This is a genomic window from Rhodococcus maanshanensis NBRC 100610 (genome assembly GCF_001894865.1).
GTDB lineage: Bacteria > Actinomycetota > Actinomycetes > Mycobacteriales > Mycobacteriaceae > Rhodococcus_G > Rhodococcus_G maanshanensis.
The window spans coordinates 68556-94131 of sequence record NZ_BCXA01000022.1 but is presented as its reverse complement, the minus strand read 5'-3'; the positions used below and the strand labels follow the sequence as shown (position 1 = coordinate 94131).

24 protein-coding genes are annotated in these 25576 nt (G+C 69.5%); 20 read left to right on the top strand and 4 right to left on the bottom strand.

The features are described 5' to 3' along the window. The first annotated feature begins 127 nt into the window (after positions 1-127). The 14 genes from murG to RM1_RS12315 all read left to right on the top strand — a co-directional run bounded on the left by murG (position 128) and on the right by RM1_RS12315 (position 14594). Complete coding sequence (murG, locus tag RM1_RS12380; RefSeq protein WP_072751627.1) at positions 128-1333, top strand: undecaprenyldiphospho-muramoylpentapeptide beta-N-acetylglucosaminyltransferase; 1206 nt, start codon at positions 128-130, stop codon at positions 1331-1333. Next, positions 1330-2811 (top strand): UDP-N-acetylmuramate--L-alanine ligase, encoded by a 1482-nt coding sequence (gene murC, locus RM1_RS12375; RefSeq protein WP_072751626.1) that lies wholly within the window; start codon positions 1330-1332, stop codon positions 2809-2811. Before murG ends, murC begins: the two co-directional genes overlap by 4 nt. Positions 2812-2948: 137 nt before the next feature. Next, positions 2949-3587 (top strand): cell division protein FtsQ/DivIB, encoded by a 639-nt coding sequence (locus RM1_RS12370; RefSeq protein ID WP_072751636.1) that lies wholly within the window; start codon positions 2949-2951, stop codon positions 3585-3587. 233 nt (positions 3588-3820) lie between these two features. After that, complete coding sequence (gene ftsZ, locus RM1_RS12365; protein WP_027502262.1) at positions 3821-5038, top strand: cell division protein FtsZ; 1218 nt, start codon at positions 3821-3823, stop codon at positions 5036-5038. After that, positions 5035-5763, top strand: coding sequence for a peptidoglycan editing factor PgeF (pgeF, locus tag RM1_RS12360; protein ID WP_072751625.1), 729 nt, complete (start codon positions 5035-5037; stop codon positions 5761-5763). Before ftsZ ends, pgeF begins: the two co-directional genes overlap by 4 nt. Beyond that, positions 5756-6490, top strand: coding sequence for a YggS family pyridoxal phosphate-dependent enzyme (locus tag RM1_RS12355; protein ID WP_072751624.1), 735 nt, complete (start codon positions 5756-5758; stop codon positions 6488-6490). The genes pgeF and RM1_RS12355 overlap by 8 nt, the downstream gene beginning before the upstream one ends. 44 nt (positions 6491-6534) lie before the next feature. Further along, entirely contained in the window at positions 6535-7152 is a 618-nt protein-coding gene (locus RM1_RS12350) for a cell division protein SepF (protein ID WP_072751623.1), read from the top strand. A gap of 105 nt (positions 7153-7257) precedes the next feature. Further along, entirely contained in the window at positions 7258-7545 is a 288-nt protein-coding gene (locus RM1_RS12345; RefSeq protein ID WP_027502266.1) for a YggT family protein, read from the top strand. A 145-nt stretch (positions 7546-7690) separates the two neighbouring features. Continuing rightward, complete coding sequence (gene wag31, locus RM1_RS12340; RefSeq protein WP_027502267.1) at positions 7691-8530, top strand: DivIVA-like cell division protein Wag31; 840 nt, start codon at positions 7691-7693, stop codon at positions 8528-8530. 48 nt (positions 8531-8578) lie between these two features. Beyond that, positions 8579-8827 (top strand): DUF3784 domain-containing protein, encoded by a 249-nt coding sequence (locus RM1_RS12335; protein ID WP_072751622.1) that lies wholly within the window; start codon positions 8579-8581, stop codon positions 8825-8827. Between the two features lie 238 nt (positions 8828-9065). After that, positions 9066-12245, top strand: coding sequence for an isoleucine--tRNA ligase (ileS, locus tag RM1_RS12330; RefSeq protein ID WP_072751621.1), 3180 nt, complete (start codon positions 9066-9068; stop codon positions 12243-12245). Between the two features lie 47 nt (positions 12246-12292). After that, positions 12293-12622 carry a TfoX/Sxy family protein gene (locus RM1_RS12325; RefSeq protein WP_072751620.1) on the top strand — a complete coding sequence of 110 codons (330 nt, stop codon included), beginning with the start codon at positions 12293-12295 and terminating at the stop codon, positions 12620-12622. Then, positions 12619-13965, top strand: coding sequence for a DNA polymerase IV (locus RM1_RS12320; protein ID WP_169922314.1), 1347 nt, complete (start codon positions 12619-12621; stop codon positions 13963-13965). The genes RM1_RS12325 and RM1_RS12320 overlap by 4 nt, the downstream gene beginning before the upstream one ends. Positions 13966-14102: 137 nt before the next feature. Further along, the gene (locus RM1_RS12315) at positions 14103-14594 is read left to right on the top strand and encodes a WKL family lipoprotein (RefSeq protein WP_072751619.1); all 492 of its coding nucleotides are present in this window, start codon (positions 14103-14105) and stop codon (positions 14592-14594) included. Positions 14595-14654: 60 nt separating this feature from the next. Here RM1_RS12315 and RM1_RS12310 read toward each other — a convergent pair whose 3' ends face one another. Further along, a complete protein-coding gene (locus RM1_RS12310; protein ID WP_143069468.1) occupies positions 14655-15395 on the bottom strand; it encodes a sensor domain-containing protein in 741 nt (246 codons plus the stop codon). After that, positions 15395-16324 (bottom strand): hypothetical protein, encoded by a 930-nt coding sequence (locus tag RM1_RS12305; protein WP_425528709.1) that lies wholly within the window; start codon positions 16322-16324, stop codon positions 15395-15397. Before RM1_RS12305 ends, RM1_RS12310 begins: the two co-directional genes overlap by 1 nt. Positions 16325-16390: 66 nt before the next feature. Here RM1_RS12305 and lspA point away from each other — a divergent pair, with 66 nt between their 5' ends. Genes lspA through rarD form a run of 4 tightly spaced genes read left to right on the top strand, consistent with a single transcriptional unit; the run spans position 16391 to position 19500 of the window. Continuing rightward, the gene (lspA, locus tag RM1_RS12300) at positions 16391-17014 is read left to right on the top strand and encodes a signal peptidase II (protein ID WP_072751616.1); all 624 of its coding nucleotides are present in this window, start codon (positions 16391-16393) and stop codon (positions 17012-17014) included. Then, positions 17011-17937: an RluA family pseudouridine synthase gene (locus RM1_RS12295; protein ID WP_027502275.1), complete on the top strand. Its 927-nt coding sequence runs from the start codon at positions 17011-17013 to the stop codon at positions 17935-17937. Before lspA ends, RM1_RS12295 begins: the two co-directional genes overlap by 4 nt. Next, positions 17930-18589 (top strand): hypothetical protein, encoded by a 660-nt coding sequence (locus tag RM1_RS12290; RefSeq protein ID WP_072751615.1) that lies wholly within the window; start codon positions 17930-17932, stop codon positions 18587-18589. Before RM1_RS12295 ends, RM1_RS12290 begins: the two co-directional genes overlap by 8 nt. A 59-nt stretch (positions 18590-18648) precedes the next feature. After that, on the top strand, positions 18649-19500 hold the full coding sequence (rarD, locus tag RM1_RS12285; RefSeq protein ID WP_245816260.1) for an EamA family transporter RarD: 852 nt from the start codon (positions 18649-18651) through the stop codon (positions 19498-19500). 3 nt (positions 19501-19503) lie between these two features. Here the strand turns inward: rarD and RM1_RS12280 are convergent, their stop codons facing one another. Beyond that, positions 19504-20559: an alpha/beta hydrolase gene (locus tag RM1_RS12280; RefSeq protein ID WP_072751613.1), complete on the bottom strand. Its 1056-nt coding sequence runs from the start codon at positions 20557-20559 to the stop codon at positions 19504-19506. A gap of 206 nt (positions 20560-20765) precedes the next feature. On the opposite strand from RM1_RS12280, the gene dnaE reads away from it, so the two are divergent. Next, the gene (dnaE, locus tag RM1_RS12275; protein ID WP_072751612.1) at positions 20766-24308 is read left to right on the top strand and encodes a DNA polymerase III subunit alpha; all 3543 of its coding nucleotides are present in this window, start codon (positions 20766-20768) and stop codon (positions 24306-24308) included. 102 nt (positions 24309-24410) lie between these two features. Then, on the top strand, positions 24411-25262 hold the full coding sequence (locus RM1_RS12270; protein ID WP_072751634.1) for a TetR/AcrR family transcriptional regulator: 852 nt from the start codon (positions 24411-24413) through the stop codon (positions 25260-25262). On the opposite strand, the gene RM1_RS12265 is transcribed toward RM1_RS12270, so the two are convergent. Continuing rightward, complete coding sequence (locus RM1_RS12265; protein WP_072751611.1) at positions 25243-25500, bottom strand: hypothetical protein; 258 nt, start codon at positions 25498-25500, stop codon at positions 25243-25245. The two genes, RM1_RS12270 and RM1_RS12265, sit on opposite strands and share 20 nt — an antisense overlap. Positions 25501-25576: the final 76 nt, after the last annotated feature.

Below are 25576 nucleotides of genomic sequence, written 5' to 3'. Positions count from 1 at the left end.
GGCGGGCGGTGGCGGGCAGGCCGGCCGCCGACCCGCGGCGCGCGGATCCGCGACGCGGACGGGCACTAGCATCAGACGAGCGGACACGACGGTCGAACGGCCGCGCAGGAGAGCGAGGATTTCGTAGGTGAGCGGCACTTCAGAGACTTCCCCCGTCGCGTCGCGCGCCGCCACCGGTCCGTCCGTCGTCGTCGCCGGCGGGGGGACCGCCGGGCACATCGAACCCGCGATGGCGGTGGCCGACGCGCTGCGCAGGCTCGACCCCTCCGTCACGGTCACCGCGCTCGGCACCGAGCGTGGGCTCGAGACGACCCTGGTCCCCGAGCGTGGCTACCGCCTCGAGCTGATCCCGCCGGTCCCGCTGCCGCGTAAGCCTTCGAAGGATCTGCTCCGGCTTCCGGGTCGGGTCGTCCGCTCGGTGCGGCGTACCCGCGAGGTGCTCGAGGAGACGAATGCCGACGTGATCGTCGGGTTCGGTGGCTACGTGGCACTGCCCGCGTACCTGGCGGCAGGCAAGGGGCTCACCCGTCGCCGTCGACGCGTCCCGGTCGTCGTCCACGAGGCCAACGCCAGCGCCGGTATCGCGAACAAGATCGGTGCCAGGGTCGCGGCCAGAGTGCTCGCCGCGGTGCCGGGTTCGGGGGTCGCCGCACGAGGCGCCTCGGACGCGGAGGTCGTGGGGATCCCCGTCCGCGACTCGATCACCGGGCTCGACCGAGCCGCGCTGCGCGCCGAGGCACGTGCGCATTTCGGTCTGCCCGCGGACGGCCCGGTGCTGCTGGTGTTCGGTGGGTCGCAGGGCGCGCGCTCACTGAACGAGGCCGTCTCCGGCGCCGCCGAGGCGCTGGCCGCGGCCGGGATCTCGGTGCTGCACGCGCACGGTCCCAAGAACACGCTCGAGGTGGCCCAGCTGAACCCGGCCGCGCCGTACGTCGCCGTGCCGTATCTGTCCCGGATGGACCTGGCGTACGCGGCAGCCGATGCCGCGATCTGCCGCTCGGGGGCGATGACCGTCGCGGAGGTCTCCGCGGTCGGCATGCCCGCGGTCTACGTGCCGCTGCCGCACGGCAACGGTGAGCAGGAGCTCAACGCCAAGCCGCTGGTGCGGGCGGGCGGTGGCATGATCGTCGCCGACGCGGACCTCACCCCGCAGTTCGTGGCGGATACGGTGGTGCCGTTGCTGGGCGATGCCGCCCGGCTGAGCGTGATGGGCAGGTCCGCCGCCGATGCCGGGCACAGGGACGCGGCGGATGCGGTGGCCCGGATCGTGCTCGAGGTGGCGAAGGGACTCGGGGTGTCGGGGCAGTCGGAGAGGTCGGAGGGCGGTCGATGACCGAGGTGCGCGGGGCGCAGTTGCCCCCCGAATTGCAGCGAGTCCACATGGTCGGCATCGGCGGCGCCGGTATGTCCGGCATCGCCAGGATCCTGCTGGCCAGGGGCGGCCAGGTGTCCGGTTCGGATGCCAAGGAGAGCCGTGGGGTGCTCGCGCTGCGGGCCCGCGGCGCCCAGGTCCGGATCGGGCACGACGCGGGTGCGCTCGACCTGCTGCCCGGCGGCCCGACGGTCGTGGTGACCACGCACGCGGCCATCCCGAAGGACAACCCGGAGCTCGTGGCGGCGCGCGAGCGCGGCATCCCGGTGCTGCTGCGCCCGGCCGTCCTCGCCTCCCTGATGCACGGCCAGCGCACGCTGCTGGTCGCGGGCACGCACGGCAAGACCTCGACCACCTCCATGCTCGTGGTCTCCCTGCAGCACTGCGGTGTCGACCCGTCGTTCGCGGTCGGCGGCGAGCTCAACGAGGCGGGCACCAACGCCCATCACGGCAGCGGGGACGTCTTCGTGGCGGAGGCCGACGAGAGCGACGGCTCGCTGCTGCAGTACGACCCCGACGTGGTGATCGTGACCAATGTCGAGGCCGATCACCTCGACTACTTCGGGACCACCGACGCCTACGTCCAGGTCTTCGACGACTTCGCCGAGCGGATCGCCCCCGGTGGCCTCCTGGTGGTGTGCCTGGACGACCCGGGCTCGGCGGCGCTGGCGCAGCGGGTGGCCGCGCGCGAGCTGCCCGGCGTCCGGGTTCTCGGCTACGGCAGCGGTGACGTCTCGGTGGAGGGGATCGAGCTCGGTGCGCGCCTGCTGAGCTGGCAGGCCCGCGACACCGGGGGCGTCGCGGAGTTCGAACTCTCCGGCGAAGAAGGCGCGCGCACACTGCGATTGGCGGTACCGGGCAGGCACATGGCGCTCAATGCGATGGGTGCGATCCTCGCGGCGCGCGAGGTGGGGGCGCCGGTCGAGGAGGTCATCGAGGGCATCGCCGGGTTCGGCGGCGTGCATCGGCGTTTCCAGTCCACCGGCCGCGAGAACGGCGTGCGGGTGTTCGACGACTACGCCCATCACCCCACCGAGGTCCGCGTCGTGCTCGGGGCGGCCCGCGAATTGGTCAGGCCGGGAACCGAATCGGCGAACGGCCGGGTGATCGTGGTCTTCCAGCCGCACCTGTACTCACGGACGCTGGCGTTCGCCGAGGAGTTCGGTGCCGCTCTCGACCTCGCGGACGAGGTGGTGGTGCTGGACGTGTACGGCGCGCGGGAGGAGCCCCTGCCAGGGGTCAGCGGCGCGCTGGTCGCGCAGGCGGTCACCAAGCCGGTGCACTACCAGCCGGATCTCTCGCTCGCCCCCCGGCAGATCGCCGCGCTCGCGCGGTCCGGCGACATCGTGATCACCATGGGCGCGGGCGACGTGACCATGCTCGGCAAGGAGATCCTCGGCGCCCTCGGGGCCACACCCGCCGCGGGCCGACCGCGGTGACGACGGACAGTCCGGGTCGCGCGCGCCCCACTGCCGTGGGCGAGGAGCGCGCCGCAGGCCCCGACCGCAAGGGCAGCAAGCGAGCCGCGAGGAAGACTCGTCGGGTCACCCGCCCGCGTGGTCGGAAGCGGCCGTTGATCATCGCCCTCTCGGTCGTCGTGCTGGTCGGCCTCGTCGCGGCGGCCTGGTTCACCCCGGTGCTCTCGGTGCGCAAGATCTCGGTGGTCGGCAACGTCGGCGTCCCGAGCGACGAGGTCCTGACGGCTCTCGCCATCCCGACCGGCAAGCCGCTGCTGCAGGTCGACGTCGACGCGGCCGCCAGGAGGGTTGCCGCGATACCCAAGGTCGATCATGCGCGGGTCGAACGTCGGTATCCGTCCACGGTGCGGGTCACCGTGGTCGAACGGGCACCAGCGGTCTTCTACGACACTCCGGAGGGCACCCACCTGATGGACGCGGGCGCGGTCGCCTATGCGATCGAACCGCCGCCGCCGGGGGTGCCGCGGCTGAAGGTCGGGCGGCCCGGTCTGGAGGATCCGGTGACGGTCGATGCCTTGAAGGTGCTCACCTCGATGCCGCCGCCGCTGCGGGCCCAGGTCGGGGAGATCGCGGCCGGCTCCATCTCCGATATCCGGGTCACCCTGCTCGACGGGCGGCAGCTGGTGTGGGGGAGCGTCGAGAACACCGAACGCAAGTCCGCCATCGCGCTGCCGTTGCTCGGTCAACCGGGCAAGGTGTACGACATCTCCAGCCCCGATCTGGTCACCGTCAAATGAGCGCGATGACAAATCGTGTCGCCCGTCGGCGCGCCTGCTGGCGGATCGGACCTGTCGTGCATAGCGTTTCGTTTCAGTCAGCTACTTGACATAACTCTAAGCCTATGGTTGAGGTTTAGAGTTTGCCCAAGAAGTACCGCATCACCAGCAACATCGGCCCCACCAGCAAGACGCAATTTCAGTATTTCGAGCATCACCCCGAGCGCGTTCACACACACGGAAGGCGAGAGCCCATGACGCCCCCGCACAACTACCTCGCCGTTATCAAGGTCGTCGGCATCGGCGGCGGCGGCGTAAATGCGGTCAACCGCATGATCGAGCAGGGACTCAAGGGAGTCGAGTTCATCGCCGTCAACACCGACGCCCAGGCGCTGCTGATGAGCGACGCCGACGTCAAGCTGGACGTCGGCCGTGAGCTCACCCGCGGTCTCGGCGCAGGCGCCGATCCCGAGGTGGGCCGCAAGGCCGCCGAGGACCACAAGGACGAGATCGAAGAGGTGCTCAAGGGCGCCGACATGGTCTTCGTCACCGCGGGTGAGGGCGGTGGCACCGGCACCGGCGGCGCGCCCGTCGTCGCCAGCATCGCGCGCAAGCTCGGCGCCCTGACCGTCGGCGTGGTCACCCGGCCGTTCTCCTTCGAGGGCAAGCGTCGCGGCGGCCAGGCGGACAGCGGCATCCAGGCGCTGCGCGAGTCCTGCGACACCCTCATCGTCATCCCCAACGACCGGCTGCTCCAGCTCGGTGACGCTGCGGTCAGCCTGATGGACGCGTTCCGTTCCGCGGACGAGGTCCTGCTCAACGGCGTCCAGGGCATCACCGACCTGATCACCACCCCGGGTCTGATCAACGTCGACTTCGCCGACGTCAAGGGCGTCATGTCCGGCGCGGGCAGCGCGCTGATGGGCATCGGTTCCTCGCGCGGCGAGGGCCGGGCGATCAAGGCTGCCGAGTCCGCGATCAACTCGCCGCTGCTCGAGGCCTCGATGGAGGGTGCAAGGGGAGTGCTGCTCTCGATCGCGGGCGGGTCCGACCTGGGACTGTTCGAGATCAACGAGGCCGCCTCGCTGGTGCAGGAAGCCGCGCACATCGACGCCAACATCATCTTCGGCACGGTCATCGACGATTCGCTCGGCGACGAGGTCCGGGTGACGGTCATCGCGGCGGGCTTCGACGGTGGGACGCCGACGCGTCGCCCGGTCGAGCCTGCCGCCGCCGCGCCTGCGGGCAACGGCGCGATCGGAGCAGGCCGCGCGGGCGAGATCGGCCGGCCGCCCCAGCATCAGGCGCCCGAGCCCGCGCCGGTTGCCCAGAGCCGCGAAACCCGTGAGGCGCGACCGACTTCCGGCTCGACCCTGCCCCCGATTCCCGTCGGTTCCCCGGCCCGCGCGGTCCCGGTCGCCGACGAGGAGGGCGAGGACGAGGTCGACGTGCCCTCCTTCATGCGTCGGTGACGGGCGGATTCCGGGTTCGTCGGGTCGTCACCTCTCGAGCCGGGGGCGTCTCGGCGCCCCCGTATGACTCCTTCAATCTCGGCGACCACGTCGGCGACGACCCGGCCGCGGTCGCGGCGAACCGTCGACGGCTCGCGGACGGTATCGGACTGCCGTTCGAGCGGTTGGTCTGGATGGAGCAGATCCACAGTCGAAACGTCACGGTGGTGGACGGCCCCGTCGAGGGTGCCGTCGAGGCGACCGACGCGCTGGTCACGGACGTGCCCGATCTGGCGTTGGTGACGCTGTCCGCGGACTGCGTGCCGCTGCTGCTCTCGGACGACCAGGCCGGGGTGATCGCCGCGGTGCACGCGGGCCGGGTCGGTGCCCGGATCGGGATCGTGCCGCGGGTGCTGGACGTGATGGTGTCGAAAGGCGCAGCGGTCGAACGGATCGGCGCCTTCCTCGGTCCCGCCGCGAGCGGCCGCCAGTACGAGGTACCCGCGGCGATGCGCGCGGACGTCGAGAAGCACCTGCCGGGCAGCGCGACCACGACGGTGCGGGGCACCCCTGGGATCGACCTGCGGGCGGGACTGCGCCGCCAGCTGCTGCAGGCGGGCGTGTCCGGGGTCGCGGAGGATCCGCGCTGCACTATCGAGGACCGCACCCTGTTCAGTCATCGTCGGGGAGCCCCGACCGGGCGGCTGGCGGGTGTGATCTGGATGGAGTCGACGCGCGGTGAATGACGCACCGTCGCCGCGCGCAGCCGAGATCGCGGCCGCACTGACCGAGGTCGGTGATCGGCTGGGGCGGGCGTGCCTGGACGCGGGCCGCAACCCGGACGATGTCCAGTTGCTGCCGGTGACCAAGTTCTTCCCGGCCTCCGACGTCGCGATCCTGTACGGCCTCGGCTGTCGCGAGTTCGGCGAGTCGCGCGAGCAGGAGGCCTCCTCGAAGGTCGCGGAGTTCGGCGCGCTCACCGCCGACGTCCGGTGGCACATGATCGGCAGCGTGCAGCGGAACAAGGCCCGCTCGATCGCGCAGTGGGCGTACGCAATTCACTCGGTGGACAGCCCGAGGCTGGTCGATGCCCTCGCGAAGGCCGCGACCGTCGCGCTGGGGGAGGGCGGCAGGGAGCAGCCGCTGCGGGTGCTGCTCCAGGTCAGTCTTGACGGCGACCCGCTTCGGGGCGGCGTTCCGGTCGACGAACTGGCCGAGCTGGCAGACCGTGCCGAATCGGCCGCCGGGCTTGAGCTTTCGGGGCTGATGGCGGTTCCGCCGCTCGGGTCCGAGCCGGAGCGGGCGTTCGCGGAGCTCCAGGCCGTGCACACGAACCTGTTGCGCGGCCATCCCGCGGCGACGGAATTGTCTGCGGGGATGACCGGCGACCTCGAGGTCGCCGTGCGGTACGGTTCCACCTGCGTGCGTGTCGGAACCGCACTGTTGGGTTCCCGGCCGATAGCCTCGAACTGATCGGCGCACCGCCCGATTGTCCGCCGCGCCAAGGAAGGTCGACGATGAGCACTCTGCACAAGTTCAAGGCTTACTTCGGCATGGTCCCCCTCGAGGATTACGAAGACGACTACCTCGAGGAGCCGCGTCGCGCACCCCGCGGTGGACGTTACGAGGGTGAACTGGACCGTGAATACGACGACGCAGGCTACGTGCCCCGCGACGAGCTCGACGAGCTCGACCGTCCGGTCGCGCCCCGTCGGATGGAGCCGCTGCCCGCGCGCAGCGCCCGTCCCGGTGCTCCCGTCGGAGCCCGCCCGCCCGCGACCCGCGGCGCGCTCGCGGTCGACACCCAGCCGCGCATCGAGAGCCGACGCGCGCCCATCTTCGACGAGGGCGGACCGCTGTCCAAGATCACCACACTCCGCCCCCGCGACTACGGCGAGGCCCGCATCATCGGCGAGCGCTTCCGTGACGGCACCCCGGTCATCATGGACCTGGTGGAGATGAGCAACGCCGACGCCAAGCGGCTCGTCGACTTCGCGGCCGGCCTGGCGTTCGCGCTGCGCGGCTCCTTCGACAAGGTGGCCACAAAAGTGTTTCTCCTCTCACCTGCCGATATCGACGTGTCCGCCGAGGAGCGGCGTCGGATCGCCGAAACCGGCTTCTACAACCAGAAATAGGCGGTCCGGGCGGGCCGGAAGTAGGCTGGCCCGACCGGATGCCCTGAGGCCGGTGCGGGCCGATCTCGTTTTGATTGGTCCGGCCGAGTCAGGCAAAGTGATGGAGTGCCCTTGTTCGCGGTGATCTACTTCCTGCTCTTCGTCTTTTGGTTGTTGCTCATCGGACGGATCATCGTCGAGTTCATCCGGACATTTGCTCGCGATTGGCGACCCACCGGCATTGTGGTGGTCATTCTCGAAGCGATATTTACGGTCACAGATCCACCGATCAAGCTGCTCCGGCGGCTAATTCCGTCGATAAATCTCGGCGGGGTTCGGTTGGACCTATCAATCATGGTCTTGCTGTTCATCGTCTTCATCTTGATGTCGGTCGTTCAAGGACTGGCCGCGTGATGTCGATGCTTGAGTCGTGGCGCGACCTACGGGTCTGGTGTGACAGAATGGACGCCAGTTACAGCCGGATTCCTTGGTTTCCTGCTGTATGCGCTATAACTGAATGCTTGCTCGACCGCCAACAGACGCGTGAAGGGATCCTTCCATGCCGCTGACACCAGCTGATGTGCACAATGTCGCGTTCAGCAAGCCGCCAATCGGCAAGCGGGGCTACAACGAAGACGAGGTAGATGCGTTTCTCGACCTCGTCGAGCAGGAGCTCTCGCGACTGATCGAGGAGAACGCGGATCTCCGCCAGCGCGTGGGTGAGCTCGATCAGGAGCTCGCGGATGCGAAGAAGGCTCCTCGGCAGGCAGGTGCCGCTCCTGAGCCCGTTCGGGTTGTCGAGCCGCCCAAGCCCGTCGCTCCGGTCGCCCCGGTCGCGGCCCCCGCGCCGGCGGCTCCCGCCGCCCGTCCGGGCAACACCGAAGAGGCGAACCTGCAGGCCGCGAAGATCCTGGGCCTCGCCCAGGAGATGGCGGACCGCCTGACCGGCGACGCGAAGACGGAGTCGGAGCAGCTGGTCACCACGGCCAGGACCAACTCCGAGCAGCTGGTCAGCGATGCGCGGACCCGCTCCGAGGCGATGATCTCCGACGCAAGGCAGAAGTCCGAGGCACTGCTCTCCGACGCCCAGACGCGTTCCGAGACGCAGCTTCGTCAGGCCAAGGAGAAGGCGGACGCGCTGCAGGCCGACGCCGAGCGCAAGCACACCGAGATCATGGCCACCATCAACCAGCAGCGCAGCGTGCTGGAGGGTCGGATCGAGCAGCTCAAGACGTTCGAGCGCGAGTACCGGGTGCGGCTGAAGTCCTACCTGGAGTCGCAGCTCGAGGAGCTCGAGCAGCGCGGTTCCGCGGTCCCCGTGGACGGTGGCCAGGAGGCTTTCGGGGGCGAGGCTGCCAAGCCCGGCCTGAGCCAGACGTTCGCCAAGGGCAACAACTAGTCCGGTAGTGCCCGTCGGCCGTCCTGCAAGCTCACCCAGGGGTATGCCGTGCTGGTCCTGACGCTCGTAATGGCAGCGGTTGGGTTCGCGCTGCTGGTGATCGCCCTGATGACCGGATCGGTCGTGTGGGCATGGGGATGCATCGTGGTCTGCGTGATCGGCGCGGTGTTGCTGCTGGTGAGTTCACTACGCGGCAACACCGCACCGGACGCGTCCGAACCGGGGGCAACGCCACCGGGCAGGCGGGCCGACGCGAGCCGGGAGTCGTCGGACGGGCGATTTGACGCCGACGACTAGAATCGCAGTCAGTATGTGGCGCTGATCCGGCCATCACCGGGGAGCCTTCGGAAGAACGGCGCTCGTTCGAGAAGGACGAGTCGCTCAGTAGAACCGGACGGGTGGGCCCGTCACAGCCCAGCACGAGAGGTCAGGACGGCGGCGATGCCGCGTCCGGGCAAGCGGGGTGGTACCGCGGTCGCAGCGCAGAGGCGCTGCCGTCGTCCCCGTGCCAGACACGGCACGAGGGAGTACTGGGTTGACGAACAACTCGACCGGCAACGGATCCGACCAGACGGGCGCCGGCTATCCGCGAGTTGATCTCGGCGGCGGCAAGGCCAACACGAACGTGCGTTTCCCCGAGCTCGAGCAGCGGGTGCTCGCCGAGTGGGCCTCGGACGACACGTTCCGTGCCTCCATCGCCAACCGCGCCGATGCGCCCGAGTTCGTCTTCTACGACGGCCCGCCGTTCGCCAACGGCCTGCCGCACTACGGCCATCTGCTCACCGGGTACGTCAAGGACCTCATCCCGCGCTTCCAGACGATGCGCGGCAAGAAGGTCGAGCGCCGGTTCGGCTGGGACTGCCACGGGCTGCCCGCCGAGCTCGAGGCCGAGAAGCAGCTCGGCATCAAGGACAAGTCCGAGATCGAGGCGATGGGCCTCGCGGAGTTCAATGCCGCCTGCAAGTCGTCGGTGCTGCGCTACACCGACGAGTGGCGTGAGTACGTCACCCGCCAGGCGCGCTGGGTCGACTTCGACAACGACTACAAGACGCTCGACCTGGACTTCATGGAGTCGGTCATGTGGGCGTTCAAGGAGCTCTACGACAAGGGTCTGATCTACCAGGGCTTCCGGGTGCTGCCCTACAGCTGGTACGAGCAGACCCCGCTGTCGAACCAGGAGACCAAGCTCGACGACGCGTACAAGATGCGTCAGGATCCGGCGGTCACGGTCGACATGCCGCTCGTGGCGCCCGGCTCGCCGCTCGACGGCGCGAACGCGCTGATCTGGACCACGACGCCATGGACGCTGCCGTCCAACCTGGCTATCGCCGTCCATCCCGAGATCGACTACGTCCAGGTCGAGGGCAAGGACGGCAAGCGGTACGTGCTCGCCAAGGACCGGGTGGCGCACTACGCCCGCGAACTCGGCGAGGAGCCGGCCGTGCTCTCCGCGCACAAGGGCGCCGAGCTGGTCGGGCTGTCCTACGAGCCGCCGTTCGACTTCTTCCACGGACCCGACAAGGGTCACGCCAACGCGCACCGCACGCTTGCCGCCGACTACGTCACCACCGACTCCGGTACCGGAATCGTCCACCTCGCACCGGCTTTCGGTGAGGAGGACATGGACTGCGCAACGGCCAACGGCATCGAGATCGTGCAGCCGCTCGACGCGGGCGGCAAGTTCACCGCGATGGTGCCGCCGTACGAGGGCCTGCAGGTCTTCGATGCCAACCCGGTCATCGCCAAGGATCTCAAGGCGGCAGGCAAGCTGCTGCGGCACGAGACGATCGAACACTCGTACCCGCACAGCTGGCGCAGCGGCCAGCCGCTGATCTACATGGCGGTGCCCTCGTGGTTCGTCGCCGTGACCAAGTTCAGGGACCGGATGGTCGAGCTGAACCAGGAGATCACCTGGGTGCCCGAGCACATCCGCGACGGACAGTTCGGCAAGTGGCTCGAGGGCGCGCGCGACTGGAACATCAGCAGGAACCGGTACTGGGGGAGCCCGATCCCGGTCTGGATGTCGGACGATCCGGCGTACCCGCGGATGGACGTGTACGGCTCCCTCGACCAGCTGGAAGCGGACTTCGGCGTGCGGCCGACCGACCTGCACCGGCCGATGATCGACGATCTGGTCCGTCCGAACCCGGACGACCCGACCGGCAAGTCGATGATGCGCCGCGTCCCCGAGGTGCTGGACTGCTGGTTCGAGTCCGGCTCGATGCCGTACGCACAGGTGCACTACCCGTTCGAGAACAAGGACTGGTTCGACGGCGGCAACGGGCAAGAAGGCCACAACCCCGGCGACTTCATCGTCGAGTACAACGGCCAGACCCGGGGCTGGTTCTACACCCTGCACGTGCTGGCCACCGCGCTCTTCGATCGCCCGGCGTTCAAGACCGTCGCCGCCCACGGCATCGTGCTCGGTGACGACGGCCTGAAGATGAGCAAGTCCAAGGGCAACTACCCCGACGTCAACGAGGTGTTCGACCGGGACGGCTCGGACGCCATGCGGTGGTTCCTGATGTCCTCGCCGATCCTGCGCGGCGGCAACCTGGTCGTCACCGAACAGGGCATCCGCGAGGGCTCCCGGCAGGCACTGATGCCGTTGTGGAACGCGTGGAGCTTCCTGCAGCTGTACGCGGGCAAGCCGGGACAGTGGCGCACCGATTCGCCGAACGTGCTCGACAAGTACATCCTGGCGAAGCTGTCGGGCACCCGTGACGCGATCACCGAGGCACTCGAGGTCAACGACATCGCGGGTGCCTGCGACGAGCTGCGGACCTTCTGTGACGCGCTCACCAACTGGTACGTGCGCCGGTCGAGGACGCGGTTCTGGGACGAGGACCGCGACGCCATCGACACCCTGCACACCGTGCTCGAGGTCGTGAGCCGCCTCGCGGCGCCGTTGCTGCCGCTGGTGACCGAGGTCATCTGGCGGGGGCTCACCGGCGGGCGTTCGGTGCACCTGACGGACTGGCCGGAGGCAACCGATCTGCCGTCCGATCCCGAGCTGGTCAGCGCGATGGACGAGGTCCGCTCGGTCTGCTCGACCGTGCTCGGCCTGCGCAAGGCGCAGAACCTGCGGGTGCGCTTGCCGCTGCCCGAGGTGACCGTTGCGGCCGAGGATGCGGAACGGTTGCGCCCGTTCCTCGGCATCATCGCCGACGAGGTCAACGTCAAGAAGGTGGACCTGACCGAGGACGTGGACGTCCACGGCAAGTTCGAGCTCGTCGTCAACGCGCGGGCCGCTGGCCCCCGCCTCGGCAAGGACGTGCAGACGGTGATCAAGGCGGTCAAGGCGGGGGACTGGTCCGAGGTCGACGGGGTCGTGACCGCCGCAGGCATCGCGCTGCTCCCGTCCGAGTACACCCAGCGCCTGGTCGCGGCGGAGCCCGAGTCCACCGCTGCCCTGCCGGAGAACGCGGGCCTGGTGGTCCTCGACTCGGCTGTCACCGAGGAACTGGAGGCCGAGGGCTGGGCGAAGGACCGCATCCGCGAGCTGCAGGATGCCCGCCGCGCGGCGGGCCTCGAGGTCTCGGACCGGATCGTCGTCACGCTGCAGGTGCCCGAGGACCGGCTCGACTGGGCGGCCAGGCACCGTGAGCTGATCGCGGGGGAGATCCTCGCGACCAGCCTCGAGCTCGGCGAGGCCGCCGGCCCCGACGCCATCGATCTCGGCGAGGGCGCCCGGGTCGTGATCACCAAGGCGTGAGGAGTGTCGGTGCCCCGTTGTCGGGGCACCGGCGTAACTTCCCACCCATGAGCACCAGTAGGGAGACGGTCGCGCACGTCCTCGGGCAGCTCGAGCCCCTGGACGTGCGCGCCCGCGCGATGTTCGGCGAGTACGGGTTGTACTGCGACGAGAAGATGGTCGCGTTGATCTGTGACGACACCGTCTTCGTCAAACCGAGCGGGGTGTCGGACGCCTACCTCGACGCGGTGTCGCTGGCCCCGCCGTATCCGGGTGCGAAGGACCACCTCGCGATCCCGCAGGAGCGGCTCGACGACACCGACTGGCTGCACGAGTTCATCCAGCGCACAGCCGACGTCCTGCCTGCACCGAAGAAGAAGAAACCCAAGGCAAGATGACGCGACCGTCCACCTCGCGCCGCTGGGTGCTGCACCTGGACATGGACGCATTCTTCGCCTCCGTCGAGCAGCTCACCCGGCCGACGCTGCGTGGGCGACCGGTGCTCGTCGGCGGGCTGGGCGGGCGCGGGGTGGTCGCGGGCGCCAGCTACGAGGCGCGCGCATACGGGGCGCGGTCGGCGATGCCGATGCACCAGGCCAGGCGCATGGTCGGCGCGGGCGCGGTGGTGCTGCCCCCGCGCGGAGGCCTCTACTCGATGCTCAGCAAGACGGTCTTCGACGCCCTGCGCACCCGGATGCCGGTGCTCGAGATGATCTCCATGGACGAGGCGTTCGGTGAGCCCCCCGAGCTGATCGGGGCCGACGCGGAGGCGGTGCGCGTGTTCGCGGAGGAGTTGCGTGCGCTGATCCGGGAGCGGACCGGGCTGGTGGCGTCGATCGGCGCCGGGTCGGGCAAACAGATCGCCAAGATCGCCTCCGGGCTCGCCAAACCGGACGGGGTCCGGGTGGTCACCCCGGACGAGCAACGCGCGCTGTTCGAGGCACTGCCCGTCCGGAAGCTGTGGGGGATCGGCCCGGTCGCGGACGAGAAGCTCCGCAGGCTCGGGATCGAGACCATCGGCGGGCTGGCCGCCACCTCGTCGACCGAGGTCGTCTCGGTGCTCGGCGCCACGCTCGGGCCGAGCCTGCACCGTCTGGCGCAGGGGATCGACGATCGCCCGGTGGCCGAGCGCGCCGACGCCAAGCAGGTGAGCGCCGAGACCACGTTCGCCGCGGATTTGGTGACCATGGAGCAGCTGCGGTCGGCGGTCGAACGGACGGGAGCGGCCGCGCACGCGCGGCTGCTCGGCGACGGCCGGGCCGCGAGGACGGTGGTGTTGAAGCTGAGAAAGTCCGACATGAGCATCGTCACCCGGTCGGCCACCCTCCCGTACGCGACGACGGACCTGCAGACGCTCGTGGCCACCGCGCAGCGGCAGGTGATCGATCCGCTCGAGCTCGGCCCGGTCCGACTGGTCGGGGTCTCGCTCGGGGGTCTCACCTCCGTTCGGCAGGGCTCGCTGTTCCCCGACCTGGACCAGGGCGATGTGATGCTCGTCACAGAAGTGGAGCGGCCGGAGGTGGCGCCCGCGCCGGTGGTCGCGGTCGCGGACGCGGCGCGCTGGCGTCCCGGTCAGGACGTCGCGCACCGTGAGTTCGGTCACGGATGGGTGCAGGGCTGCGGACATGGCGTGGTCACGGTTCGTTTCGAGACCCGCTCGACCGGGCCGGGCCTCGCGCGTACCTTTGCCGAGGACGACGACGGACTTGCCCGCGCCGACCCCGAGGCGAGCCTTCATTAAGGATCACCTTATTTTTATGGTGTTGACTACTGTCACAGACAGACTTCGGTGGATGCCATAGTGGACGCAACCGCTGAATCGCTCTGACCACAAACGAGCACCGAGAACATGTTCACCCGAGAAAAGGAAAAGCATTGATGCTCCGCAAGACCCTCATCGCCGGTGTCGCCGTGGCGGCCGCCCTCTCGCTCGCCGCCTGTGGTGACGACACAAAGGAAGCCACGCCCTCCACCACCAAGGCCAGCGCCAGCACCACCGCCGCCGAGGAACTCAACTACCCGGCCGCGCCCTCCGCGGCCGAGCTGAACGCGATGCTGGTCAAGGGCCTCGACCCGGCCACCCCGGCCGCCGAGAAGGTCACCCTCGTCCAGGACGGCGAGTCGGACCCGGGCCTGTTCGACGCGGTGGCCGCGGCCGCCAAGCAGTCCAACGCCACCGTCACCGTCGTCGACCCGATCCTGGACAACGGCGACGGCACCCTCACCGCCACCGTCAACATGGACATCGGCGGCCAGGTCAGCGCCGGCACCGCCGGCTTCGTGGTCGAGAACGGCCAGTGGAAGCTGTCGAAGGAGTACGCCTGCAACATCGTCAAGCTGGCGAACCTCACCTCGCCTGCCTGCGTCTGACGCTCAGCACGAACCCGACCGAATGCCGGTGCCCCGCAAGGGGTGCCGGCATTCGGCGTTTCAGACGGGAGCGGCCGCGCCGACCCGGTCCGCCGCGGTGCGTGCCAGCCGTGTGAGCAGGTCCTGGCCGATCGGCTGCTGGCCGGAGGCCACGAGCTGCACGAGGGTCGAGCCGACCTGGGCGATGATCACGTCCGAAGTCATCGTCACCCCGTCGCTGGACGTCAGCAGCCGGACCGCGACCGATGCGTCGCCAACCGCGGGCTGATCGAGGCCGCCGAGGCGGTACTGCACCTCGAAACCGTCGGCGTCCGTGCCCCGGTACTCGGTGCACCCGGAGAGGGTGTCCTGGACGCGGTTCAGCGCCGCCGCGGCGCCGCCGTCAGGGTAGCTCGCGGCGTCGATGTCGATGCTGGTGAATTCGGGCCCGCCGAATCGCGCCACCGCGCGCGCCGCCGAACCGGGCGCCTGGTCTGCCACCTCGCGCAGCACGGCCGCGCACGCCTGCGGATCGGTGCTCGACCGGTCGGCTGCGTCGTACTCGGGAGCGGGCGGCAGGCCCAGGTCCTGCACCGGATCCGCAAGGGGCGCAAAGCCGGTCGGTAGGTCGGCGGTGGTGAGCAGGGCCGCCTTCAGTCGGGCCGGGTCGGTGATCGGGCCCGCCCCTGCCGTCGCCGAGGCGGTGACCTTTGCTGGCAGTGGGGGCAACGAGGTGGGTGACTCCCCACCGTCGGACCCGGCACAGCCGGCCAGCAGAGGCAGTGCGACCGTCGCGCAGACGAGGGCGCGCGCGGCGCGCATCAGCCCGCCCACTGCACGCGGTTGGTGATGGTCTGCCGAAGCGTCGTGGTGCCGTTCGGGTCGCGGTAGCTCTGGTGACCGCCGACCGTGACGTCCCCGCCGACGGGCAGCGGCTGATTCAGGTCGACGACCATGGTGCCGGTGCCCGTCATGACGTATGTGTCGATGTTGAGCCGGCTCGACTTGTCCGGCAGATCCCACACGGGCGACTCGGGCGTCTGTGTGACCGAGACGTCGACGGTGAGCCGGTCCCCGTCCCGCTCACGCAGGGTCGCGGTCGTCACCTGGTCGAGCGCGATCCCGCTCATGACCTGCTGCCTGAGGGTCCAGACCGCCCCGATCCCGATCTCCGCGTCCGGGAACGAGACCGTGCGATAGACGGACTGGTAGAAGGCCTGCTCCACGGCGGAACGCGCGATGTCCCTCGACTCGGGGTCGGGCGTGATCCGGAGCGAGGTGATGGCCCCGGTCGGCGTGACGGTGAGGCCCGCGCTCGACCCCTCCGACTCCTTGAGCGCGTCGGACAGCCGCGGATCCGGGGTGCCGATCGAGCCGAGGGTCAGGTCCACCTGGACCGCCGGATCGGACTGCTCGCCGCGCACGGTGGCGGTGAGCGGGGTGCGCAGCTCCGGGGTCGAGAAGTCCTGCTGCGGCTGATCGTCGATCTGCTGGTAGACCTGCGAACTGGTGGTCAGCGTGGCGTGCTGCTCGGAACCGTTCGGCGGGTGCACGGTGACCCGCTGGCGCGGCTCGGCGCCAGGGTCGAGGACGGTGGCCGTGACCGCCGAGACCGGGACGGTGACCTCGGTCGCGGACGCGGTGGCCACGTCGGTAGGGGCGGCATCGCCGCCGGACCCGCACGCGGAGACCAGAGAGGTGAGGGCGAGGGTTGCGGCGACCAGGGCGGTCCGTCCAGAGAACACAGGCACCCGACCAGGTTAGCCACGGTTGGGTGTGGTGGGGCCCGGCGTGCCGCGGTAAGGGATGATGGCGGGGTGAGTGAAGCGGAAAATGCGGAGAACCCCGACGCCGGGGCGAACGAGGCAACGGGAGGTGGAACCGAGGTGGCAGCCGCGCAGGCGCCACTGAGGATGCCGATGCTGGTCGCGATCGCGGCGCTGATCCTGGGACTGGACCTGGTGACCAAGATCCTCGCGGTGCGGCACATCAAGCCCGGTGACCCGATCAGCCTGATCGGCGACGTGGTGACGCTGACCCTGGTCCGCAACCCCGGTGCCGCTTTCTCGATGGCCACCGGGATGACCTGGGTGCTGACCCTGGTCGCGATCGGCGTGGTGATCGGCGTCATCAAGATCGGCCGGACGCTGCGGTCGCCGTGGTGGGCGCTCGGCCTCGGCCTGGTGCTCGGCGGCGCGCTCGGCAACCTGATCGACCGGATCTTCCGTTCCCCTGGCCCGCTGCAGGGCCACGTCGTCGACTTCGTGTCCGTCGGCTGGTGGCCGGTGTTCAACGTCGCGGACTCGGCGATCGTCTGCGGCGCCATCCTGCTGGTCGCGCTCACCCTGTTCGGGTTCGAACCGGACGGGACAAGGGTGGGCTCGAAGTCCGAGGCCGCGGAGCGCTCGGGCGCCGATGCCGGTAAGGCGGCGGGCGCATGAGGGAGACACGGTCGATGCCCGTCCCGGACGGGCTCGAGGGCATGCGCGTCGATGCGGGCCTGGCCCGACTGCTCGGCCTGTCGCGGACCGCGGTCGCCGCGCTCACCGACGAGGGTGCGGTCCTGCTCGACGGCACCGCGGTGGGCAAGTCGGACCGGCTGCCCGCAGGCGCCTGGCTCGAGGTCGAACTGCCCGAGCCGGCACGACCGCTGACGGTGGAGGCGCAGCCGGTCGAGGGCATGGCGATCCTGTACTCGGACGACGATGTCGTGGTGGTGGACAAGCCGGTCGGCGTCGCCGCGCACGCGAGCGTTGGGTGGACCGGACCGACGGTCATCGGCGGGCTCGCCGCGGCGGGCTTCCGCATCTCCACCTCCGGCGCGCACGAGCGGCAGGGCATCGTGCACCGGCTCGACGTCGGTACCTCCGGGGTGATGGTGGTCGCGACGAGCGAGCGCGCGTACACGCTGCTCAAGCGCGCGTTCAAGCAGCGCACCATCGACAAGCGGTACCACGCGCTCGTACAGGGCCACCCCGACCCGAGCAGCGGCACGATCGACGCCCCGATCGGACGGCACCGTAGCAACGACTGGAAGTTCGCGGTCACCGCGGACGGCAAGCCCAGCATCACGCACTACGACACGGTGGAGGCGTTCCAGGCCGCGAGCCTGCTCGACATCCACCTGGAGACCGGGCGCACGCACCAGATCCGCGTGCACTTCGCGGCGCTCCGGCACCCCTGCTGCGGCGACCTGACCTACGGCGCCGACCCCCGCCTCGCGGAGCGGCTCGGCCTCGAACGGCAGTGGCTGCACGCCCGTTCGCTCGGGTTCGCGCATCCGGCGGACGGTCGCTGGATGGAGATCACCAGCGACTACCCGAAGGACCTGCAATACGCCCTCGAGGTCCTCAGGAGTGCGTGACCGGGCCGGGGCGGTCGCGGCGATCTGCTGCGCTCTCGCCCTGGCGGTGCTGGTCGTGGTGCTCGGCCTCGCCAACCCGCCACGGCCGACGCCGATCGCGACCGACCGGCTCGGCCCCGACACCGGCGAGGTCGTCGCGGAGTACCTCGATCGAGCGGCCGACTCGGTCGCCGGGTCCGACACCGATCAGCACTGGGCGCTGGTCTCGCTCGGCCCCGAGGCGACAGTGGATCAGGCGTACCGCCTGGCAGGCGGCGTCCGGATCTCGCAGGTGTTGTTCCGGGTGCCGATCGAACGGGTACAGACGCAGCTGATCGTCGTGGACGTGCCCGGGGACGAGGCGGCGGTGCGCCGGTCCCCGCTGGTCGCGGCCGGCCGATTGCAGGGCTCGGCGGGGGAGTGGGATCGGCAGGCCCGCATCGATGCTGTGTCGGCCGGGCGCCTGGCGGACGGGTGCGCCTGCGTGGTCGGGATGACCGTGCGCGGCGACCTCGCGCAACTCCGCGCCCTGGCGTCCAGGCCGGGCGTCCGGGCGGTCGAGGCGCTGCCTGCGGACGCCGTCCACGGCCGGTTCGCGGTGGTCCCGTTGCTGCCCGAACACGTCGACGTGGTGCGGCCCGGCCCTGACGACGGTGAGGTTCCGGCGCGGTGAGCCCCTCGCCCAGATCGGAGAGCGAACTCGGGGTCGCGGCGGCCGTCGGGGCGCACCTGATGTGGGGGATGTTCCCGATCTTCTTCGGGCTGCTCGCCCCGGCCGGTGCGGTCGAGATCCTCGCGCACCGCATGTTGTGGACCCTGCTGGTGATGCTGATGATCGGCGCGCTGCTGCACAGACTGTCGCGACTGCGCACCCTCACCCCGAAGGCCACGGTGATCGTGGCGGGGGCCGCGCTGATGATCTCGGTCAACTGGGGCACCTACATCTACGGCGTCCTGTCGGGGCGGGTGGTCGAGACCGCGCTCGGGTACTTCGTCAATCCACTGGTCAGCGTGCTGCTCGGGATGATCGTCTTCCGGGAGCGGGTCAACCGGTGGCAGGCGGCCGCGCTGGCGCTCGCGGCGGTCGCGGTGCTGGTGCTCACCCTCGACTACGGCAGGCCGCCGTGGATCGCCCTCGTCCTGGCTCTGAGCTTCGGTGCCTACGCGCTGCTCAAGAAGGTGGTCCCGCTCGACCCGGTGACCAGCCTCACCGCCGAGGGCGTCGTGACGGCGCCGTTCGCGATCGGGTATCTGGTCTTCCTCTCCGTCACCGGGACGGGCACGTTCGTCGGCAAGGGCGCCGGCCACACGGTGCTCCTGATGGCCGCGGGCGTGGTGACGGCGGTGCCCCTGCTGCTGTTCGGTGCCGCCGCCAAGCGGGTGCCGCTGGTGGCCCTCGGGATCATCCAGTACCTGACCCCGTCGCTGCAGATGCTGTGGGGGGTCGCGGTGCTGCACGAGGACATGCCCGGCACGCGGTGGGCTGGATTCGCGCTGATCTGGCTGGCGCTGTTGATCTTCACCACCGACGCGGTTCGCCGGGTGCGTCGGTCCCGCCGCGAGGTCCTGATCCCGGCGCGCTGACCGTCACGGCGCGGTGTGCGCCTTCAGGAACTCGACGGTCCGCTCCAGCGCACGCTCACCGTCCTCGTTGTCCAGGTCGAACTGGTACTCGTGCGGCAGCGCCGGCTCGTGGTCCTCGGGATAGAACAGCGTGGTGACCTCGACGCCGAGCCCACCGAGCTCGGTCGCCAGCGGCTTGGACTGCTCGTCGGTCAGCGGATCCCCGTTACCGCCGCTGATGTAGGTGGGCGGGAACTGCGCCGTGACGTGGCGCATCGTCGACATCTGCTCGACTGCCGTCGAGTCCTCGAAGTCGCGGCTGCCGGTGTAGGCCCACAGCGCCTGGTTCGCGCCCCAGCCGACGATGCCGGACCCGCCCGCCATCTTGTCGACCTCGTAGATCCCGCAGTTGAGCACGACCCCGCGCAGCTGCTCGGGGCGCAGCGCGGGAGCGATGTCGAGTTCGCGCGCGTACCCGGGATCGGTGACGAGGGCGGCCAGCTGGCTGGAGAGCTGCGCTCCTGCCGAGTCGCCCGCGAGCACGATGCGGGTCGGATCGACGTGCAGGCGCTCGGCGTTCGCGAGGACATAGGCGTGCGCGTCGTTGAGCTGGTGCACCGCGGTCGGATAGGTGTGCTCCGGTCCAAGCGAGTAGTCGAGGGAGACGACCGTGAACCCCCGCTCCGCGAGCAGTTGGTAGTAGGGGGAGTAATGCGACTTGTCGCCGGAGATCCAGGCGCCCCCGTGGGTCCAGATCACCGCCGGCAAAGGCGCCGTCGTCGACTCGGGGAAATAGACGTCGAGCAGGGCGTCGGGGTCGCCGTCGCGGTACTGCTGATCGGTGATCGAGGCGATGCCCTGCGGGGCGTGCTTCTCGAGGGCACTGGTGGTCTTCGCCGCGCCGCGGTCGAACACGAAGCGGACGACCATGCTGCCGGGCCACGGGGTGACGGTGAAGGCGAGGACCGCGGCCAGGACGAGGGCGACGAGGATGCCGACGACCCAGAGGATCCGCCGCCGCCATCGCGAGCGGGGCACCGCGCCGGCGGAGGGTGATTCGCTCGCGGTGTCGGTGGTCACAGACCCTCCTCGGCGGTGCTCGGGTGCGCCGTCGTCAGTATCGCCGATCGCGGCCGAGGGTCGTGGTTAACACACCGCTCGTCGCGCTCGGCCCCGGCGCGGGTGACCGACGCTGTCGGCCCCAGCGCCTACACTCGGTTCGCTAGTGATGAGGGCGCCGGAAGCATCGGGGCGCTCCAAGTCCTTCCAGAGCTAGAGAGGCGCGCGTGGCTGACTCGTTCGTTCATCTGCACAATCACACCGAGTATTCGATGCTCGATGGTGCGGCCAAGGTCGGTCCGCTCTTCAAGGAAGCCCAGCGGCTGGGGATGACCGCGGTCGGAATGACCGACCACGGCAACATGTTCGGTGCCAGCGAGTTCTACAACGAGGCGAAGAAGCACGACATCACGCCGATCATCGGCATCGAGGCGTACATCGCGCCGGAGTCCCGGTTCAAAACCAAGCGCGTCCTGTGGGGCGACCGCAGTCAGAAGTCCGATGACGTCTCCGGTAGCGGTGCCTACACCCACATGACGATGGTCGCCGAGAACGCGACCGGCGTCAGGAACCTGTTCAAGCTCTCCTCCCGCGCCTCGATCGAGGGCCAGCTCGGCAAGTGGGCCCGGATGGACGAGGAGATCATCGCCGAGCACCACGAGGGGATCATCGCGACCACCGGCTGCCCCTCCGGCGAGGTGCAGACCAGGCTCCGCCTCGGCCACGATCGCGAGGCCCTCGAGGCCGCCGCGAAGTGGCAGGAGATCTGGGGCAAGGACAACTTCTTCCTCGAGCTGATGGACCACGGGCTGTCCATCGAGCGCCGGGTGCGCGAGGGCCTGCTCGACATCGGACGCAAGCTGGGCATCCCGCCGCTCGCGACGAACGACTGTCACTACGTCACCAAGGACGCCGCCGAGAACCACGAGGCGCTGCTCTGCATCCAGACCGGCAAGACGCTCAGCGACCCGGCCCGGTTCAAGTTCGACGGCGACGGCTACTACCTCAAGTCGGCCGAGGAGATGCGCGCGATCTGGGACGACGAGGTCCCAGGCGCCTGCGATTCGACGCTGCTGATCGCCGAGCGGATCCAGCCCTACGACGAGGTCTGGAAGCACCGCGACCGGATGCCGATCTTCCCGGTGCCCGACGGTGAGACCCAGGCCAGCTGGCTGCGCAAGGAGGTGCTGGCCGGCCTCGACCGCCGTTTCCCCGGTGGTCCGCCGCAGGAGTACCTGGTCCGGGCCGACTACGAGATCGACGTCATCAACGAGATGGGTTTCCCGGCCTACTTCCTCGTCGTCGGCGACCTGATCAACCACGCCAAGGACGTCGGCATCCGGGTCGGCCCCGGCCGAGGTTCCGCGGCAGGCTCGCTCGTCGCCTACGCGATGGGCATCACCAACATCGACCCGATCCCGTACGGACTGCTGTTCGAGCGGTTCCTCAACCCCGAGCGCGTCTCGATGCCCGATATCGACATCGACTTCGATGATCGCCGCCGCGGTGAGATGGTCCGCTACGCCACCGACAAGTGGGGCAGCGATCGGGTGGCCCAGGTCATCACGTTCGGCACCATCAAGACGAAGGCCGCGATCAAGGACTCGGCCCGCGTCCAGTTCGGCCAGCCCGGTTTCGCCATCGCCGATCAGATCACCAAGGCGCTGCCGCCGCCGATCATGGCCAAGGACATCTCGGTCTCCGGCATCACCGACCCCGAGCACGAGCGCTACAAGGAGGCCGCCGAGGTCAGGGCGCTGATCGACTCCAACCCGGACGTCGCGAAGATCTACCAGACCGCGAAGGGGCTCGAGGGCCTGATCCGCAACGCAGGCGTGCACGCCTGCGCGGTGATCATGTCGTCCGAGCCGCTCACCGACGCGATCCCCGTGTGGAAGCGCGCGCAGGACGGCGCCATCATCACCGGCTGGGACTACCCGTCGTGTGAGGACATCGGCCTGCTCAAGATGGACTTCCTCGGTCTGCGGAACCTGACGGTCATCGGTGACGCGCTCGAGAACATCAAGGCGAACCGGGGCATCGACCTCGACCTGGACACCATCCCGATGGATGATCCGGCGACCTACGAGCTGCTCTCTCGCGGCGACACCCTCGGGGTGTTCCAGCTCGACGGCGGCGGCATGCGGGAGCTGCTGAAGCTGATGCAGCCGACCGGATTCGGCGACATCGTCGCCGCGCTCGCCCTCTACCGTCCCGGCCCGATGGGCATGAACGCGCACACCTCCTACGCCAAGCGCAAGAACGCGCTCGAGGAGGTCAGCCCGATTCACCCCGAGCTGGAGGAGCCGCTCAAGGACATCCTCTCGGAGACCTACGGCCTGATCATCTATCAGGAGCAGATCATGCAGCTGGCCCAGAAGGTGGCCGGCTACTCACTGGGTCGAGCAGACATCCTGCGCCGCGCCATGGGCAAGAAGAAGCAGTCGGTGCTCGAGGCCGAGTTCGAGGGCTTCGAGGCGGGCATGCTGGCCAACGGCTTCGGCGCGAAAGCCATCAAGGCGCTGTGGGACACGGTGCTGCCCTTCGCCGGGTACGCGTTCAACAAGTCGCACTCCGCGGGCTACGGCCTCGTCTCCTACTGGACGGCGTACCTCAAGGCCAACTACCCGGCCGAGTACATGGCGGGCCTGCTCACCTCGGTGGGCGACGACAAGGACAAGTCCGCGATCTACCTGGCCGACTGCCGGAAGATGGGCATCACGGTGCTGCCGCCGGACGTCAACGAGTCGGAGGTCAACTTCGCCTCGGTCGGCAGCGACATCCGCTTCGGCATGGGCGCGGTGCGCAACGTCGGCGCGAACGTGGTGGCCTCGATCATCAAGGCGCGCACGGAGAAGTCGAAGTTCACCGATTTCTCCGACTACCTCAACAAGATCGATGTGGTCGCCTGCAACAAGAAGGTCACCGAGTCGCTGATCAAGGCGGGTGCCTTCGATTCGCTCGAGCACCCGCGCAAGGGGTTGTTCCTGGTCCACACCGACGCCATCGAGTCGGTGCTGGGCACCAAGAAGGCCGAGGCGGTCGGGCAGTTCGACCTCTTCGGCGATGCGGGCGGCGGCGGGGACGACTCGCTCGCCTCGGTGTTCGCGATCCGGATCCCCGACGAGGAGTGGGAGACCAAGCACCGCCTCGCGCTGGAGCGGGAGATGCTGGGGCTCTACGTCTCCGGCCACCCGCTCAACGGCGTCGAGCACATCCTCCGGCAGCAGTCCGACACCTCGATCGCCTCGATCCTCGAGGGGGAGGTCAAGGACGGCGCCCAGGTGACCATCGGCGGCATCATCGCCTCGGTGGACCGGCGGATCAACAAGAACGGTCTGACCTGGGCCATCATCCAGCTCGAGGACCTCGTCGGCGGTATCGAGGTGCTCTTCTTCCCGCAGGCCTACTCGGTCTACGGCATGGACATCTCGGAAGACGCCATCGTGCTGGTGAAGGCGAGGGTCTCGATCCGTGACGACCGGATGTCGCTGATCGGCAACGACCTCGCGGTGCCCGACCTCTCCGCGGTCGGGGTGGCGAAGCCGGTGGCCGTGAGCCTGCCGACGCGGCTGTGCACCGAGGACAAGGTCGGCGCGCTCAAGCAGGTGCTGACCAGGCACCCCGGCACCTCGGACGTGCACCTGAGATTGATCAGTGGCGACCGGATCACCACCCTCAAGCTGGACGACAGCCTGCGGGTGGAGCCGTCCTCCGCATTGATGGGCGACCTGAAGGCATTGCTCGGGCCGGGCTGCCTGGCCGGCTGAGCCGGACCGGGGAGCGCCGCAGCGTGGCGTGCCGATATCCATCCCCTTTACGTAGTAAGGGAATGATTCCGCAATTGCTTACCACGTAAGGAGTTGTTCTCGGTGAGTGTAGTTGCAGGTCAGGGCGATGCAGCCCGATCGATGGCGCTGCTGTGGCGCGCGCAGGGCCAAGGCGGCCCGAGGTCGGCGCCGGGCGTGGGAGCGGCACCGGGTCCGAGGCCCGCGCTGACCGTGGACGAGATCGTCGCGGCGGCGATCGAGGTGGCGGACGAGGCCGGGATGGCGGGGCTGTCGATGCGTGCGGTCGGCGCGCGGCTCGACCGCACGGCGATGGCGCTGTACACCTACGTGCCGAGCAAGGCCGAGTTGGTTGACCTGATGTACGACCGGGCGCACGGTGAACTGCCGACCTACTACGACCTCGCGGAGGGGTGGCGGCCGGCCGTCACATCGTGGGCCCGCGACCTGTGGGCCTTCTACATTCGGCATCCCTGGACGCTCGCGGTCTCCTATGCGCGCCCGGTGCTCGGGCCCGACGAGCAGGCCGTCCTCGAGGCGCTGGTGCGGATCCTGTTCGAGGCCGGACTGTCCGCCCGGGTCCTGCGCCGCATCGTCGGTGCGTTGTTCCACTTCGTGCGCGGCGCCGCCGCGGCGGTCGCCGACTCGCGGCGGGCGGCCGACGCGACCGGGATGTCGGACGAGCAGTGGTGGTCGACGCGATCAGCACTGCTGCAGCAGGTCGCGCCGGACTTCGCCGAACGTTTTCCGATGCTGGTGCGGCTGGGGGTCGAGGCCGCCGCGGAGGAGCGGGACGCGTTCCTGGAGGGCGGGCGGGCGCCGCATCTGGAGGACGAGGCGACCGAGAACTTCTCGGTCGGGCTCGACGTGCTGCTGGACGGGATCGAGCGCAGGCGCTCGGCCCAGGAGGAGGTGGCTAGCGCCCGGTCCGCGTGATCCGGTCGCCGGCCCAGTACAGGCGGCGCGCCCACCAGACGACCACGGTGACGGCGGCGGCCACCAGCACGGCGGGCTGCATCGCCTGGGTGATGACGAGCAGGGCGACGAACGCCAGCAGGCCCGCGGCCAGCGCCTCGAGCTTGTACAGCGGCCAGTCGGTGCCCGCCAGATTCACCGAGGCGCCACGGCCGCGCGCGCTGCGGTGCGGCGTGGTTGCGAAGTCGGCGGTGGTCATGAGTTCAGGTTACTAGGAGATCGAAGTTCGGTCCAACGAACACTTGAGTTCGCCAACCGGACTCCGGCCTGTCGGG